Source organism: Bremerella volcania, assembly GCF_007748115.1.
Lineage (GTDB): Bacteria > Planctomycetota > Planctomycetia > Pirellulales > Pirellulaceae > Bremerella > Bremerella volcania.
Genome location: NZ_CP036289.1, coordinates 5618947 through 5635065, shown reverse-complemented (window position 1 = coordinate 5635065; position 16119 = coordinate 5618947). Strand labels below are relative to the sequence as shown.

Annotated in this window: 12 protein-coding genes; all 12 read right to left on the bottom strand. The window is 54.1% G+C overall.

Annotated elements, in window-relative coordinates; genetic code table 11:
- Positions 1-70: 70 nt before the first annotated feature.
- The 12 genes from Pan97_RS22390 to Pan97_RS22335 all read right to left on the bottom strand — a co-directional run bounded on the left by Pan97_RS22390 (position 71) and on the right by Pan97_RS22335 (position 15945).
- The gene (locus Pan97_RS22390; RefSeq protein ID WP_144976508.1) at positions 71-3292 is read right to left on the bottom strand and encodes a flagellin; all 3222 of its coding nucleotides are present in this window, start codon (positions 3290-3292) and stop codon (positions 71-73) included.
- Positions 3293-3988: 696 nt separating this feature from the next.
- Positions 3989-4213, bottom strand: a complete 225-nt coding sequence (gene csrA, locus Pan97_RS22385) for a carbon storage regulator CsrA (protein WP_105354695.1) — start codon at positions 4211-4213, stop codon at positions 3989-3991.
- 213 nt (positions 4214-4426) lie between these two features.
- A complete protein-coding gene (gene fliW, locus Pan97_RS22380; protein WP_165698925.1) occupies positions 4427-4867 on the bottom strand; it encodes a flagellar assembly protein FliW in 441 nt (146 codons plus the stop codon).
- Positions 4868-4984: 117 nt separating this feature from the next.
- Entirely contained in the window at positions 4985-8722 is a 3738-nt protein-coding gene (locus tag Pan97_RS22375; RefSeq protein ID WP_144976504.1) for a flagellin N-terminal helical domain-containing protein, read from the bottom strand.
- Positions 8723-8791: 69 nt separating this feature from the next.
- Positions 8792-10492 carry a flagellar hook-associated protein FlgK gene (gene flgK / locus Pan97_RS22370; protein ID WP_144976503.1) on the bottom strand — a complete coding sequence of 567 codons (1701 nt, stop codon included), beginning with the start codon at positions 10490-10492 and terminating at the stop codon, positions 8792-8794.
- 38 nt (positions 10493-10530) lie between these two features.
- Entirely contained in the window at positions 10531-11043 is a 513-nt protein-coding gene (gene flgN / locus Pan97_RS22365; protein ID WP_165698924.1) for a flagellar export chaperone FlgN, read from the bottom strand.
- Positions 11044-11097: 54 nt separating this feature from the next.
- Complete coding sequence (locus Pan97_RS22360; RefSeq protein ID WP_144976499.1) at positions 11098-11523, bottom strand: rod-binding protein; 426 nt, start codon at positions 11521-11523, stop codon at positions 11098-11100.
- A gap of 22 nt (positions 11524-11545) precedes the next feature.
- Entirely contained in the window at positions 11546-12670 is a 1125-nt protein-coding gene (locus Pan97_RS22355; RefSeq protein ID WP_165698923.1) for a flagellar basal body P-ring protein FlgI, read from the bottom strand.
- A 46-nt stretch (positions 12671-12716) separates the two neighbouring features.
- Positions 12717-13418 carry a flagellar basal body L-ring protein FlgH gene (locus Pan97_RS22350; RefSeq protein ID WP_144976495.1) on the bottom strand — a complete coding sequence of 234 codons (702 nt, stop codon included), beginning with the start codon at positions 13416-13418 and terminating at the stop codon, positions 12717-12719.
- Complete coding sequence (flgA, locus tag Pan97_RS22345; RefSeq protein WP_144976493.1) at positions 13415-14308, bottom strand: flagellar basal body P-ring formation chaperone FlgA; 894 nt, start codon at positions 14306-14308, stop codon at positions 13415-13417. The genes Pan97_RS22350 and flgA overlap by 4 nt, the downstream gene beginning before the upstream one ends.
- A 17-nt stretch (positions 14309-14325) precedes the next feature.
- Positions 14326-15126 (bottom strand): flagellar basal-body rod protein FlgG, encoded by an 801-nt coding sequence (gene flgG / locus Pan97_RS22340; protein WP_144976491.1) that lies wholly within the window; start codon positions 15124-15126, stop codon positions 14326-14328.
- Between the two features lie 51 nt (positions 15127-15177).
- Positions 15178-15945 carry a flagellar hook-basal body protein gene (locus Pan97_RS22335; protein WP_144976489.1) on the bottom strand — a complete coding sequence of 256 codons (768 nt, stop codon included), beginning with the start codon at positions 15943-15945 and terminating at the stop codon, positions 15178-15180.
- Positions 15946-16119 lie beyond the last annotated feature (174 nt).

The window sequence follows — 16119 nt, the reverse complement described above, 5'->3', positions numbered from 1 at the left end:
TCTGACTACCAATGAAAAACGCCCGACCACAAGGTCGGGCGTTTTCCTTTTATTGGAACTGAATTGCTTCTTAACGGAGCAGACTCAGGACGTTTTGTGGGTTCTGGTTGGCGATACCCAACACCGAGGTACCCGACTGGACCAGAATCTGCGACCGGGTCAGCTTAGCCGATTCAGCGGCGAAGTCCGCGTCGCGAATCGAGCTTTCAGCTTCGGTCAGGTTGGCCAGCGTGTCATTCAAGGTGTAGATGTTCGATTCCAGAGTCGTTTTCTGGAACGCACCCAGGCGACCTCGAAGCTGGGTGACGACCGTGATCGTTTCGTCAACGATCTTGGCAGCACCACCGACGTCGGAGGTCAGGCTCTTGGAACCACCGGAACGCAGCTCGAACAGGCGACCGCTGACACCACCCAGGGTTGCGGTGCTGACGCTCTGAATACCGAGGCGGGCTTGCTGATTGCTAACCACGTCTGGACCCAGTTGGAACAAGGCACCACCGCCCGAGATCTGGAAGCTTAGCTTCGAGCTGTCGCTGACGGTCGCACTCAACGAGAAGCTCAAGTCGAGCGACGAGGTATTGATCGAAGCCTTCAGACCGTCACCCACGGCTTGGATACCATTGATGCGGACGTCGACGTCGGTACCTTCCGAACGATCGGCAGCGACACCGCTACCGTTCGTCAAGTGGAACGTTCCGCTCAGAGCTTTCACGCTCACGAAGCTGTCCGAACCGTATCGAGTTGCCTGGAAAGTCAAACCGGTGTTTTCCAGATCCGAGTTGCCCTGCAATGCAGCACCTTGGACGCTGCCACCATCGACAACACCACCGGTCAGCGTACCTGTATCGTCGGTCGTGACGACGCCAGCACCTGTACCACCTGCGGTGGCCGTAAACAAGGCAGCGACATCAGCATCGTAGTTAGGATCGCTAGAGGTGAAAATGTCTTCGATATCGGCTGCAGTCGTGACACCTTCTTGAATGTAGAAGGTCAGCGTCTTGGAAGCCTCATCATATTCAGCACGTTCATCAGTACCGGCCGTAACCGATCCATCAGCAACGAACTGAATCGTGACATCGTCATAGTCTTCACCGCTGTTGATGGCGGTGAGCGTCAGTTGGGCATTCACGCCATTCACTGCGAACGTCGTACCGGATGCCTGAGCGTCTTCAAGGTCGGTTCCGCTCGTAGCAAAGGTGATATCGTCCGAGGTGACGGCCAACACACCGGAGCCGTCGCTGCCACCGGAATTGGTGACGCTAATGCCACGGTCTGCCAGGTAGGAGGCGGCGTCCGATGCTTCGGTGACGTCGCTGATGAACTGGCTTGGATCATCAAAGAACGCGATCAGGTCGTTCGCGGTCGTGGTGATAATGCCGTTCTCGTCGGTAGCCAGGTTGATGATCAGCGTGCCTTCCGAAACAACGCCACCCGCAGTGTCAACCGACGATGGGTAATTGGCGATGGTGATGACGCCGGAACCGTCACTGGAACCAAAGTTGTCGGCTCCGAAGTAGTCGCTGACGTACGTGTCGTTGTTGATCGCGTCAACAGCATCTTGGGCCGTCGACGTAGCATCGTTGACATAGATTTTCAGCGTCTTGTTTTCTTTGTCGAGAATAACGTATTCGTCGCCATTACCGGCCAGGTCGGTATCGTCGACAAACGAAATCGTATAGTCGTCGTACTCGCTGCCTTTCAGCTTTGCGGAGACAGTGAACGTTGCGTTCGCATCATCGCTCTGCAGCGTAGCGGACGATAGTCCTTCCACACGAGGATCGGTCGTCGTGTCGATGCTGAGTTCCGTGCCTGGGTTTGAAACAAACCGAATGTTCGGATTAGACTCAGGAGCCAGGAACTGCAGGCGGTTGTTCTGTTCAGCAACACCGCTGTAAGCAACGTCGGTGAACTCCGAGACGATACCGTAGCCGTTGTTGCCTGCTTCAAGCGAAGCAGTGACTTTGTCGTTGCCGGTAGCGGCGTTGATCGCCGTGACAACGTCGTTGGCCGTGGCGATTACGTCGCCGCCATCAACACCGCCGGCGAACGTGCCAGCAGCACCTGCGGAGGCAACTGCACCAGCACCCGTACCACCGGTCGTTTCGACCAGAGCTGCCGTGAATAACTCGGCGACTTGATCGTTGACAGCGGTATTGTTAATTGCCGTAACAAGCTGTGCGGCAGTCGACGTCGCAGCCTTGTGGATCGTTAGCGTGCCGGCGTCGGCATCGAAGTCAACGGTTTCAGCACCGGCGGCACCGTCATTAGCGAAGACAACCTGAACGCCATTGAAGTCCGCGCCCTTGATGTTGGCCGTGATGGTAAAGTCGTTGTCCGTACCGGCATCGTCCACGGTAACCGTAGCGGCTTCGTAATCGCGAACGCCGAGTGAGACTTCGATCTGAGCGGGATCTTCACCAACCGGAGCAGTGTAAGTCGCGCTGGTCGTGCTCGTGGTGCCCTTGGTGTACTTAATGCGGACGTCACCAGGATCGAAACCGGCTTCGTTAGCAGTGATCAAGACGTCGTTGTTTTCGCCGTAGCTCGACGCAACCAGGGTGCCCTTGGTGGCAGCCGTTTCGACGATGGCTTCCACGCCGGTAGCGTCCGAGACCAAGTTGACGGCTGAAGCAACTTCTTCGATGGTCGAACCCTTAGCAAAGTTGAATGCTTCGGTACCGTTGCCGCCGCCGATTTGCAGCACGAGATCTTCGGCGATGGCACCGAAGTTGTAGTTGAGCTGACCACGAGTTGCTTGCTTAACGACGTTGACCGAGACGCCGATTTCGCTAAACGAACCGAAGTTGGCCTGGTCGACTCGGAGGCCTTCGATCGACTTGGTATCCACACCGTTGGTGATGAAGTCGAGGTTACCGTCCAGTAGACGCTTGCCTTGGAACGAAGTGATTTGTGCGATACGGTCGATGGCTTCCAGCGACGAGTCGATCTGCAACTGGTTAGCAGCGATCTGCTCTTCGCTCAACGCACCCGTATTGGCTGCTTCCGAAGTCAAGCCACGGATGTCGTTGAGAAGCTGGCTCACCTGACCAAGTGCGCTGTCTGCGGTAGCGATCAGCTGGTTGGCACGTTCACTATTCGTGATGGCCTTCTCCACGCTGATGATATCGCTGCGAAGACCTTCACTGGCGATCAAACCAGCTGGATCGTCTTTACCTCGGTTGATCCGGAGACCGGTGCTCAAACGACCCAGAGCGGTTTGCAAGTCGTTGTTCGAACGCGATAACGTGTTCTGAGCGATGAGTGAGCTGACGTTAGTATTGATTCGGGTCATTTTGAGACACCCCTCCTAGTTGAGGACTACGTTTGGTTCCAACCGAGACGGGGAGTCGTGACTCAGCTGGTGCGGCTGCAAAACGCAGCCCCGAAATATTGGGAACGAACGATTGTCAATCTCGAGTTTTGGCCACGGTTTCTTTCTACGAACGTCGTAGCCAGTTTGGGCCTGCCCCCGCTTAACGCCTCTTGTCCGAGCTAGCTACGTGGTCGGCGCAGCTTCCGCGAGGATTCTGAAACGTCTAAATGGGAAGATCGTCACACTTTGACACTAGCTTGAGATAAAGACATTCTTTTTCGTTGACGTCTGACTTGACGGAAGTTGTTTCCCTTGTTCATTCCGCATCGTCGGACTAGACGTTACGACCGCACCACCAAGGTTTTCGTTTGTAGGCGAGAATTGATTGGCAAAGGCATATTCATATGTGTCAAGATGCCCTGTTTTCCCGCTGTGATAGCACGCATCACGTATTTGTGATCGATAGGAGGACCTAACGTACCGGATGCAGTTCTCGGTGGGAGATATTTCGCTAAAAATCCGCTGGGAGAGGGAATTTGGGCGAGGTACCGCTGTGCGGACTGCCGTAAATTCATGCAGCGCAAAGTGAGATTCACTGTGCGGATTGACGCTAAGGAAGAGGGATGAGGAGGTCGCCTGGCTGATGGATAGACGACCTCCATATCACAGCCGCAATTATTTGCGGCCCTTTTTCATCATGGCCGTGTCTTCTGGCTGCATGCCGGAGGCCTGCATGTTTTCGCGCTTGATCGCCTCGTAAACTTCCTGGCGGTGCACAGGAATGTCTTGAGGGGCAGCGATGCCCAGGCGAACTTTGTCCCCACGAATATCCACAATCGTGATGACAATGTTGTCGCCGATCATGATGCTTTCGTCACGGTGCCTCGAGAGTACCAGCATCTCTGGCTCCTTCCTACTTTTATTTCAATCAGGGTATTGGGCATTTGGTGCTTGTAAGATTCCGTCCAGCCCCGAATGACTGCCATAATGCAGTCGCTCGCCAGCAATGATAGCAGTGCATTGCTATGACTCGACGTGTTGAGTATCGGACACCTAGAGATGCGGATTCACTTTTCAATCCGCGAATACTGTTCTGACGGCAAGTCCGGATGTTCAAGCGCTGCGACGCAGAGGGATTGTTTCAGTCGCAATGACATGCCGCAGGGGTTGTTCGTCGGTCGTAATCACCTGACGGCCAACCTGAAGCGACAGATTTACCAGCAGAGGGGCTCGTAGATTGACGGTAACCAAACTGTCTTCCCGACTTACGACTACCAGTACAAAGGTCTCCATGCCGGCGCCGATTTGCAGCGAACTGGCTTGTTCTGGGCTGATTCGCACTTTGTAACTCGGAATGAATCGCCGTGGACTAACGACCGCGAAAGCGAGCCCTGGGTCTTCCAGCGACTGCAGCCAGCCAACGGACTCGTTCGACTCATCCGCCAGAATGGCCCACTTCGTATGATTGTCGAACCCGATCATTCCGTTTGGGAAGGTGATGATTTCATCTTGGCGGATATCGAGCTGGCCGAAGCGAGTGGTTTTGAATTCCATGGCCCCTGGCATCCTTACGCAATCTTGTCGGCGAAATAGTAGTGGACGCAAAGATAACGCCCTATTCTCTCTATCGACCGATTGGCCGGTGGAATCCATAAAATCGTCAAAGTCGGACTAGATAAAGTCCAACAAGGTTAATTGGTAGAGTTGGCCTGTCATCTGTAACGAGGCTTGAAAAGACGCCTGTTTGGCGGTCATTTCCGAAATCGCCTGCACAATGTCGACGTCAATTTCCAACGATAGATTCGTCTTCAATTCCAGGATCTCGTCCTCACCACGAGCTTTCAGCACATCCACATGCTGGTCTCGGGCACCCAGTGCCCCACGCGTAAAGCTCAGGCGCTCAATATCTTCTTCCAGCAGCCCTGCGATCCGAGAGACCTCTTGGACATTCTTGGAAGCAATCGCGTCTTTCAGCCGCAGGAGTGAGTTGAAAATACCTTTGGTTTCTTGTGGGTTGACATTGCGACCTTGAAGCACTTCCGGGCTGCCGCCGGCTGTGGTTCCGACCGTTCCTGTTGCGTTGATAATCCCACTGCCAGAATTGGTCGGATCATTGGCGAAGCTCAGCTTGGCATCGAAATCCCCCTGCTGGTCAATCGCCGCAATGACTTGGTTAGTCGTCGTCACGCCCGCTTCAATTTGAATGGTCAGCGTCTTAGTTGCTGAATTGAAAACTGCGCTGGGGACACCGCCAGACAGAGAGTCTTCGAAGACGATCTGTACGTCGTTCATGCGTGTACCCGGGTATTTTGCGACCAGGGAGAACGCAGTATTGAGGTGATTCGGCGAAGCAAACGAGATATCGGCTGTCGCTGCCGCCGAATCTGCTACCGGTGTTCCACCATTGGTCGTTGCAAGGACGCCAGTTTGTGTGATCAGCCCCGTACCTGCATTCGTGGCATCTTCCGCCGCGTAAAGTTCCGCGGAAAACGTTCCCTCGGCTTGGATTGCGGCAATGACAGTATTCGCGGAAGTCAGCGCCGGATCGACGTCGATCGTCAGTTTTTGCGTCGCCTGGTCAAACGAGACCAGGGCCTGGTTGCCACTGGCGGCATTGTTGACGAACTCGATTTGAATATCGTTGTAGCTGATGCCCGGGTTCTGGGCCGTAAGTTTAATGGCATTGTTGACGTTGTCTGGCTCTGCAAATTGAACGATTGCCGTGGCAGGCGAAGCGTCCGGTGAATCCGATACGGTGGCCTCGGTTTGCCCAGGCGGGATCAAGCCGAGATCAACGCCGGCGTGGCTAAGAACACCTTGCGATACCATGAGACGACCAAACCCAGGTGGGTTGTCGTCGATCAATTCGATACCATTGCCGAACTCCGAGAGGCGTGCGACCACTGCGTTGTTGCCATCCAGATTGTTCGGATGATTGTTGATCAAATTCAGCACGTCACCGATGGTTTTAGCGGTCGAAAGATCGAGCTCCAATTCGACGCCATCGTTGCGGGTAATCGTTAAGTCCGTTCCGTCGGTGCCGGTGACTCCCCGACCGAAATTCAACTCGGAGAGTCGCGTTTCTGTCGTGAAACTGCGTAGGCCTAACTGCGTTGCGGTTTGCCCACCATTTTCGCCAATCGAGAAATCTCCTCCGCTTACACTTGAGCGGACATTGATTCCGTTCCCATTGGCGTTAATGTCGGCGACAAGGCCTGCACCGCTGCCATTGAAGACGTTTAGCAGATCTTCTACGGTTTCTACTTCGCTGAAATCGAGTGTCGTGATGACCGATCCATTTTGGATTTGGATACCAGACTCACTGTCGAACGTGGTTCCCGAGCCACCTGATGTTTCACCAATGACCGAAGTACTGACCGTGCCGCTGGCGGTCAGGAATTCAGCAGTTGTATCTTTGGGGTCAATGCTGGCGGTAAAGTCTGCCGAGAACGTAGCACTGTTGTTCAACGCCCGGATTAGGTCGTCTGCAGTCGTTGTGCCTGAGGCGACCTGAACGTAATACGCGTCAGTGTCACCCCCTGTGTTGCCAGTATTTCCGATCGTGCCGGCGCTTGCCACATTCACCGATGCGGCCAGATTGAACGATTCGCCGTTACCATTGTCGCTGGTAACGGAAAACGTTCCTTCTGCCGCAATGGCGTTGATAATCGATTGAACGGTAGTTTCGTTGTCGTCGTCGATCTGAATCGTCAGTCGACGCGTTGTTCCGTTGTCCGAGTAGCTCGCGGTGGCGGCGTCCCCCAGGTTGTTGGATGCGTCGATTACGATTTCAACATTGTTAAATAGTTCACCCGCTTGATTCGCGATCAGTGTCAGATCGTTTCCGCCACCCACAAGAGGAAGCGAAGCCCTGGCCTTGACGGCTTGCGTAGTTACGGTGGCCGTTGACGATAGACCATCGTTAACGGCGGTTACGGCAGCTGCTGGGTTGAATCCTTCGCCTGTGTTGGCCTTTCCGACCGCGAATCGTCCGTCGGTGGCAAACGCGTTCATTAATGTCTGGAGACTTGTCTCGTCGCTGTCATCGACCAGGACGGTGATCGTAGGGACGCCATCTACCAGCGTTGTGGGACCAATAACGGCTGAATCACCGATGTCGTTGGAAGCGTCGATAATGATTTGTACGCCATCAAGACTGCCGTCGGTCGAATTTGCCGTGAGCAGCAAATCATTGTCGGCTCCGTCCAGGTTCAACGTCGCCTGAGGTCGCAATAGATCAGAACCTTTCGTGACGATTTCGTTGCCACGGGTAATCCCGGTACCTGCTTTCAGCAGGTTGTCATCGACCAGTTGAATCTTGGTTCCGTTGAGTGACTCACCGTTGGCATTGGCCTCGATGAGGATGTCGTTGTTAGAACCTGGGTATTGTATGATCGCACTCGACTTGGTGCCCAGAAGGTTAGAAATCTTGGTAGTCAGCGTAACCTTTGGATTCAGGTCTGCCCCTACGATCGGGTTGGTAAGATTACCTTCGGTCTTAAGAATCCCCAGTTGTGCCGCGACGCGACTGCCGCCCAGTTCACGGATAGTCAGGTTGCCTCCTCCGGCATCGTCGATGTCGACAATCAGACCCGTATCACTGATACGAGCCGTTACTTTACGGCCGGCAGGGGGATTGGATTCAATCAAGCGAACCACGTCATTGAGTGTGTTCGCCTTGCTGATATCGATGGTAACTGGCGGCGAGAGGCCATCCGAAATCTGGAAACTCCCCTTCTGAATCCCCTTACCCGCGCGGAGATCAGAGAGCTTCGTAGACCCAGTTACGATAGGATTCAGGTCCCCAATTCCCTTGACCTGCTGACTGATCGCGCCAAACGCTTCGTGCCCATTTACCGTCGTATCGAAAAGCAAGTCGATGTCGGCGAAACTTTGCAGTCCTGTAGTATTGCCCAGGTACTGGATCAAACCATTTTCGAGCGTCTGAAACGGCTTGGTCGTGGTATTGGATCCAGCGAAGAGGTGGCGTCCGCGAAACTGTTGGTTGGCCAAGTCCATCAGTTGTTGAATCGCACGTTCAACTTGTTCTCCGGCTGCGGCCAACTCGGTATCGGAAAAGGTTGTGTCAGCGAGCCGAACGGCCAACCCCTTCACATCGTTCAGTGTCGTCTGGACGTTGGCGAGTGCTACGTCCGTCGCCGAGAGATAAGACTGGCTGGTAATCAAATTGGTTTGGATTTGTGTCTTTTGCTCCAACAACGACTGGAGCGTGACGCCGCGGATGGCGGCCGGCGCGTCATCACTGAGGGAAAGCACGCGACGTCCGGTACCCAATTGCGTTTGCAGACGAAGCAAGTCGAGCTGGTCAGCCGACATTTGATTGGTGAGACGCTGCGACAGAAGGTAGTCGCTCGTTCGACCTGTGGGTACCGGAATAATACGTGTCATGGATATGTTTCCGTGGCCGCGAGGCTGAGCTTGGGCTCAGTGTCAAGGACTCGCAGGCTGAGGCCCTCCCTACAGGTTGACCAAAATCTCTAATAGTTCATCCAGCGTGGCGATCATGCGGGATGATGCCTGGAACTGACGTTGAAAGGTGATCATACGCACTGCTTCCTCGTCCAAGTTCACCCCGCTAACGCCAAGCTTCTGTCCTTCGAGCGTATCTTTGAAGACGCGAAAGCCTTCGGTGATACCCTTGGTAACTGCAGCAGTTTGTGCAACTCCCCCGACCATGTCTTTATAAAACGCGGCAACCGTTGTCCCGCCAAAGGAGTCTAGGGCTCTATCGGCAAACGACGCGAGGTCCAGCGCGTTGTCTGTGTCTTTGCCGATGCCAGATCGGCTCGCCGCAAACTTGGATGGATCGCCGCTGACCATCTCGTTCACGCCAAGATCAGTCGCGGACGAGCCCGTAAAAAATGTGCCTACGCCCAGGGCCGCTAATACGCCGCTGGTGTCGTCTGCGAAGGCAAATTCGATGTTCGGTTGATCGGCATTGATTTGAAGCTGCCCCTCCAGGCTGATTGACGCTGAGAGTCCGTCAATATCGTCCAACGCCGTTTGCAGGTCTTCTAGCGAAGTGTCTTCGTTCGTGCCGTTGAGTGTTACGAAGATGTCGTGGGTTTCCGTGACGCCTGTTTGCCGATTGAGCAGTTTGACTTGGAACGAACCATTTTCCGGTGTAAACGGAAGTCCGACCTGGTCGAGCGCATCATCCCACTGATCGGCACTGACAAAGTGCTCGGCTTCTATCGACTCGTAACCGGTTAGCCCCTGGCCGCTGCTAAAGACCTTATTGAACTCGAATGTAAATGACTTCGCGAAATCGTTGAGTCGCGTGAGGAAGTCCCCGAGAATGTGATCGCGCGAATTCACCAGGCCTGCAAGCTTGCCTGTGTCGGTTTGCAAGGGAGATTCAAAGTCGACAATTTTGATGTCGACGAAATTGGCGCCATCGCGTGGTTCTTCATCGGCATAAACTTGTCGGGAAATGCCATCGGTTACCAGGTATTCACCCCCAGCGAATACGGATACAGAGCCGTTTTCCTGCTCCACGGCTCGGATACCAATCATCTCGGATAGCTCAGTCAGCTTTCGTTGGCGTTGGTCACGAAGCCCCACGGCATCGCTTTGCGTAACGCCCCCTTCCATCTGCGTAATTTTTACGTTGAGTTCAGCAATGTCGGTCAAGAGACCATTGATCGTCCCGGAAGCGTCACGGATTCGATCGTTCGTATCGAGTTGCACTTGGCGAACACGTTGATAGAGCCGAGAGATATCGTCCGCCAGCGTTTGCCCACGAAGTATTGTCAGGTTGCGAACCCCCAAGTCTTCCGGCTGGTTAAGGATGTCGTTGATCGAGCCGAAAAAGTTGTTGAGGGATGTGCTGAGGTCGGTATCGCTCAGTTCACCGATGAGGGCATCGAGTTGCGTGAACGTGTTTTCTTCGGCTTCTCCCTTGGCAAGGTCACTTCGTGAACCGCGTAGGCGCTCTTCCAGAAAGTGGTCGACCTGCTGAACGATCGCCTCGACCTTCACGCCGAGACCTAGACGCAGGTTGCCGACCGCTTGCGTCGGCGCAGGCGTATAGATGACGCGCTGTCGGAGGTAGTCCGGCGTGTTGACGTTAGCGATGTTGTTGCCCGTAACCTGCAGACCTACCTGGGCTGCTTGCAGGGCATTGTTCGCTTGTTGTAGAGAGCTAAATAGAGACATCCTTGTTTACCTCGTTAGGCGAGCCGCGCTAGCACGACCTATGCATCCTGATCTACCAAGGTTCCACCTTGATTCGAGGCATTCTCCGCTTCATATGTCGGTTTAAGCTTCCCTCCGGTCGCAATGATTTGTAGCAATTGCGAAAGATGTAACACGGTTTGTTGGGCTAGCACGAAGTTCGTCAGTGTTTCGTTCTGAATATGACGCATCGCATCCTTCGCGGTATGCGCCTTCATCGCAAGTTCGCCAGTTTGATTCTCGTCTAAAGCTCTTGCTAGCGAGTGCATGCTATCGGATGGTAGCCCCTTGCCCTTCGCATTGGCTAGCAGCATTTGGCGCGAGTCGCGGAGTTGATCGAGCCGATCGAGCAATGCCTGTTCGCTGACCATGGTTTGTTCCATGGCTTCCAGGTCATTTGCAACCATCTGCTCTCGCTTGCGATGCAAGACGTTCAACAAGTCGGCTTGGACGTCGGATAGTTTCTGCAGAAAGGTCGCCGTCTCGTTCTCGAGGTTCAACGGAGGTGACGAATGTTCTGCTGTGGAAGGCATTGGCGAAGTCATATCGATCAAAACCACTTACTTAAGAGTGGGAAACAGTATGTACTAAATGGAGACGTCCAACTGCGACAAAGCCGCTGAGTTGATTTCAGTGCCTTGCGATTTGTTCTGCTGCTTAAGCGATTCAAGTTGTTGGATCGCCTGCTGGGCTTCGTCTTCGCTGACAAACGAAGAAAGCTCGGAAGCGTCATGCCGATTGCCCATATTGGCGGCAAAAAGCTCGAACATCGGCTTGGAAATCTGCTCGGCACTCGCATCGGAAATCTTCTCGACCAGTAGCTGATCCAATTGTGACTGAAAGACTTCCTCTGCCCTGCCACCATGAAAGTAAGCCGGCTTGCCGACCGATTCTCGCATGCTCTTGAGCATCTGCCCGAACATCGATTCGCCCACGAACTGGTCGAATTTCTCACGAAGCTGACCTTGGGGGGCCGCTGCGCCGGATGCCGAGGTGAGTGTGTTGACGTTCATTGGGAGGGTACTATTTCGGTTCTTAGTTGACGTAAATCAGTTCGCCGTACACTTTTCCCTGGTGATGCAATGCTTCGACGATATCGATGATGTCCGTCGCTGGGACCTTCAAGGTCGTCAGGGCGTCTTCCAGGTCTTTTAGGCGTGTCGCGTACTGCTTCTGCGTGTCGACGGTGACGAATTTTGACGCTTCTGGGTTGGCGGTTTCGACTTTGATGCCGTTGTGATTGATCACGACAGGACCGATCTCGACGTCGCTGCCAATCACGATCAGTCCTTGATTCTTGTTGATCACGACTTTGTTATTCAGCAAACTGTCGACGATCGGGGTTTCCATGAGGATCGAGACGAAGAAGACCGGTTCTTCTTTGTATTGAGGAGGAATCGTGACTTCGATCGTCTTCTGGTCGAGTGCCTTGGCGATCTGACCGCTGGTGCCTCGGCTGATGTTCTGCTCCAGGTTATTCACTCCGAAGACGATTTCCTGGGCCATCCGCCAATCCTTATGACCTTCATTGATGACCAGGAAAATCTTCCCGTCTTGGGTAACGAACGGGTTACGAATCGTCTTTTCGATGCGGCAGCCATTCATAACGTAGCCTCGAGTTGGAATGTCTTGCTTGGCAAGTTCGACAGGCCCACTAGCGAGTGCCCAAACCGTCTTGTCGTGCGGGTTGGGCCCTTGTAGCGTCGAGATCGCCAGCGTGCCGCCGGCAAGGCTCTTGGCCCCTAGCGAGCTGACTTCGCAGTCGATGAAGTCCCCTTCCTCGGCACCTTCGGCTGGAATGTTCGCACGAACGAGGACCAACGCCATGTTCTTGATGTTCTTCAGTTCCTCAGGCAGGTATTCGCCGCCTGGGCCGCTGCCTGCGTTGTTGCCCATGTGCTTGAGCATTAACGACAACGCACGATGCGTAGGCGTCAGATCCGAGTCGCCGGTTCCCTTCAAACCGACTACCAGGCCAACCCCTTGCAGGTAGTTACCCTCTTGCCCTTTGACTCGGACGAAATCGGACAATGGTCGATTGATTTGAAATCGCTGCGAATCAATCGAACTGTACTGAGTTCGCGAAACCTGAGCTTCGACGGTAGCACCGGCGAGCGCCAGAATAGCGAAGATTGTCAGGCTTGCGAGTTGTCGAGTCATTTGAGTGTTCATGATGACGTTCTGTATTGGTTAGCCAGGAGAAGTCTTAGAACCAGTGGACTTTATCCCACAGGGTCAGAAACCAGCCTCGGCGATAAGCGTCGCGAACCGAACCGTGATCTTCCTTGGTGATTGTCAGGTCGGCCAGGTGCTCGCTCAGCACAGTGTTGTTTGGGTTGATATCTTCGGTGCGGCAGACGCCACGCAGGTGGTAAACCCAAATCTCGTCATTGACGGTGATCGTCTTGCGGGCTTCCAGCTTCAGCGTACCGTTGGGCAGAATCTCTTGGACTTCGGCAGCGATGGTGAACTTGAGACCTTCGGATGTCTCCATCTCGGCTTCCGACTTTAAACGCTGATTGAGCGTGCCGGTGATTCTCGGATCACCGTCGGCTTGAACTGCGGGCTTGATCGAGTTGATGCCGTCCAGGCGAATCCAGTCGGTCAGGATCGCTGCGTACTGCCCACTCTTCTTTCGGTCGATTTCGCCGTCGGAAAAGGCCTGGGCTCGTTCATCGACACGAATATGAATCAGGTCGTGAATTTGTACCTGGCGTGGCGGAGGCAATTCACGATACATCCAGCTGAGATCTTTCGTGGTGCCGTTGTAAGGCATGCCTTCGGCGATCTGTCCTTCCGGCATGTTGCGTTGTCCGAGGCTCGAAATCGGGCCACTTTGCTGTGCTAAGAGGTCATCGCATATGGCTACCAATTGCAGCAAGGCGAAGGCTACGATAGCATTTTTCATCGATTGATCTCCGGTTGCGGCAGGGGCATCAATGGCTTCGAAGTAGGAACCTTTACGTGGCCCCCCAGGACAATTGCTTCCCCTGGACCGGTGACTTGGGCTTGAAAGCGTTCCACTTGGCGTGCCCGGCCGAAATGCTTGGGTTCGATAGGTTGGACTTCGACGAGTTCCTGCATACCGGCATCGCTAAGGGCCAGCATTTCTCGTCGCACAATTACATTGCCGGCGTGAGCGTAGACCGTGACGACATCGTTTCGACGAACGATGATCGGTTCGCGAATGTCTTGGGAAGAAATCGGGCGATCGGCGGCGATTGTTCGCGTGGCTTCTTTGCCAACTACGTTGTGCAGTGCGGAAGGGTAGGAGTCATCGCGACGAATAACCGTCAACTCTCGCATTTCGACGTCGCTTGCCTGAATGACTTCGCCGCGGCGGACGTTTCGCACGACATGGGCTACTGTCATGATCTCTTGTGGTTGGTCGACTTGACTGCTGATAGTGCGACGTGGAATTCGCTTCGCCGTAACCGCCGCATGCTCAATTGTTTCTTGGACGGAAGCTGCTTCCATGCGGACTCGGTTCGACCCGGTGACAGAGACTTGTTCACTTGAAATCCCCCGAGCAGCCAAGATCGAGCGGATATCGTTGATCGTGAGGTAGGTCGAGTGATCGGTGCCAGGGGCAGGCATCAATTCCATTTCGCTTAGTTCAGCACGAAGTTTATGGTCTTGGACTTCAATGGCAGCTACGTCACCCAAGCGTACCAGTGTTCCACCGACGATGGCGGAAGTCTTCAATACGACCTGATCGGTTTGAGCCATCGCCGTAGTGGACATGGCCAACACTACCAGCATGCTAAAAAGGGAACGAGTTACAGTCGCGATCGTCATGATTCTAAACGTGGATCCTATCGACGAAGGTTCGAGATAAGTTGCAAGATTTGATCGCCGGCCTGAATCGTCTGCGAGTTCAACTCAAACGATCGTTGCGTAGTGATCAGATCGATCAATTCTTGAACCGGTTCGACATTGGAAGCTTCCAGCATCCCTTTGCGAATCTGCCCCAAGCCATTGGTTTGAGGATTGCCGGTAATCGGGGCACTAGATGCACCCGTCTCGGCATAGAGGTTTTCGCCCAGCTTCAGGAGACCTTCGGGATTGATGAACGTTGCCAGTTGAATCTGACCGACTTCATTCAACGTGCTCGATCCAGGCTGTTGGACCGAAACGATTCCATCGGGACTGACCTCGACGGCGGTGGCATCTTGGGGAATGACGATCGCAGGTTGAAGGGGACGCCCGATACCAGCTGATCCGGTAACGACTTGGCCGTTTGCATTGACCGAGAAATTTCCGGCTCGGGAGTAGTAAACTTCGCCGCTCGGATCGAGAACCTGAAAGAAGCCTTCGCCTTCGATCAGCATGTCGAGCGGTCGATCGGTGCTGGTGAATGCACCTTGTTTGAAATCGGTCTGAACGCTGGAAACGCGAACGCCGAGACCGACTTCCGTACCGGTCGGCGTGAGGTTACCGGTCGAGTCTGGATTGCCAGGCAGAACTTCGTGATCGTAGAACAGATCTTCGAAGTTGGCTCGATCCTTCTTAAACCCGGTGGTGTTCACGTTGGCCAGGTTATTGGCAATGACGTCGAGCTTGGTTTGCATCGACTGCATGCCAGTGGCTGCGGTGTAAAGGGTTTGGACACTCATGGCTTACTTCCTTGTTCGCCTTCGGTACGCGTGTATTTTACGAGGGGGATATTAGCTTTGACGCAGGACTCGGCCCAGCAAATTGCCCAAAGCTTCGTCTTGTGATTTGATCATGTTGATATTGGATTCGTATGCCCGGGTCGTTTCGATCATGGCCATCATTTCCGTAATGGGATTAGCGGCTGATCGTTCCAGCATTCCTGGGGCAGCACTCCGCTGCTCTTCTGGTAGCTGCTCGACGGGACCGAGCGATCGAAATAGGTTCTTGCCGAACTTCACGAGGTCGGCATTCGATTCCGGTTTGGCAATAGCTAGCGGAATGACTTCGCCGCCAATTACCACTTCTCCGCGTTCGTTGTAGAAAGCTCCACTGTGAACGGCCTTGGCTTCTGGGTCGACTTGGACGGGATCACCGTCACTGGACAACACCGAGTACCCTTCCTGCGTTGTCAGACGCCCATCGGGCGTAAACAGGAAATTGCCGCCACGGGTCAGCATGACCTGATCGCCATGTTGAACCTGGAAATAGCCTTCTCCGCGGATCGCGATGTCGTCGCGGTTGCCAGTCGGAGTAATGGGGCCGGGCTTGAAATTGGTTTGCGTGTCACGAATCATGACCCCGCCGCCAATGTTGTTGATGCTGCCCGAGCCAGGTGAATCGAGATATTGGTTGATGGCTTCCGAATCGCGAGCTTCGAGGATCGCAAATTCATTCTTGAAGCCTGGCGTGTCGACGTTGGCCAAGTTATTCGCAATCACTTCCATGCGACGCGATTGAGCTTGGGCTCCTTCTGCCGAAATATACAGGCCGTAAACCATGATGAATCTTTGGTCTGAAACATGCCCCCCCGGACACGCTCTTCCCTAAGGCAATGTGCGTGCCAAAGAATCGTTGCCGATGAAGGAAAGTTTTGAGTTTGTCGTAAGTCGAACAGAGGTCGACAGTTGCCCGTTTGATAGCACGGATCGCCAGCATGGCGGAAAGAATTTCCA

Coding starts and splice junctions, on each gene's coding strand:
- Pan97_RS22390 (WP_144976508.1), bottom strand. CDS start 3,292: ATGACCCGAATCAATACTAACGTCAGCTCACTCATCGCTCAGAACACG.
- csrA (WP_105354695.1), bottom strand. CDS start 4,213: ATGCTGGTACTCTCGAGGCACCGTGACGAAAGCATCATGATCGGCGAC.
- fliW (WP_165698925.1), bottom strand. CDS start 4,867: ATGGAATTCAAAACCACTCGCTTCGGCCAGCTCGATATCCGCCAAGAT.
- Pan97_RS22375 (WP_144976504.1), bottom strand. CDS start 8,722: ATGACACGTATTATTCCGGTACCCACAGGTCGAACGAGCGACTACCTT.
- flgK (WP_144976503.1), bottom strand. CDS start 10,492: ATGTCTCTATTTAGCTCTCTACAACAAGCGAACAATGCCCTGCAAGCA.
- flgN (WP_165698924.1), bottom strand. CDS start 11,043: ATGCCTTCCACAGCAGAACATTCGTCACCTCCGTTGAACCTCGAGAAC.
- Pan97_RS22360 (WP_144976499.1), bottom strand. CDS start 11,523: ATGAACGTCAACACACTCACCTCGGCATCCGGCGCAGCGGCCCCCCAA.
- Pan97_RS22355 (WP_165698923.1), bottom strand. CDS start 12,670: ATGACTCGACAACTCGCAAGCCTGACAATCTTCGCTATTCTGGCGCTC.
- Pan97_RS22350 (WP_144976495.1), bottom strand. CDS start 13,418: ATGAAAAATGCTATCGTAGCCTTCGCCTTGCTGCAATTGGTAGCCATA.
- flgA (WP_144976493.1), bottom strand. CDS start 14,308: ATGACGATCGCGACTGTAACTCGTTCCCTTTTTAGCATGCTGGTAGTG.
- flgG (WP_144976491.1), bottom strand. CDS start 15,126: ATGAGTGTCCAAACCCTTTACACCGCAGCCACTGGCATGCAGTCGATG.
- Pan97_RS22335 (WP_144976489.1), bottom strand. CDS start 15,945: ATGGTTTACGGCCTGTATATTTCGGCAGAAGGAGCCCAAGCTCAATCG.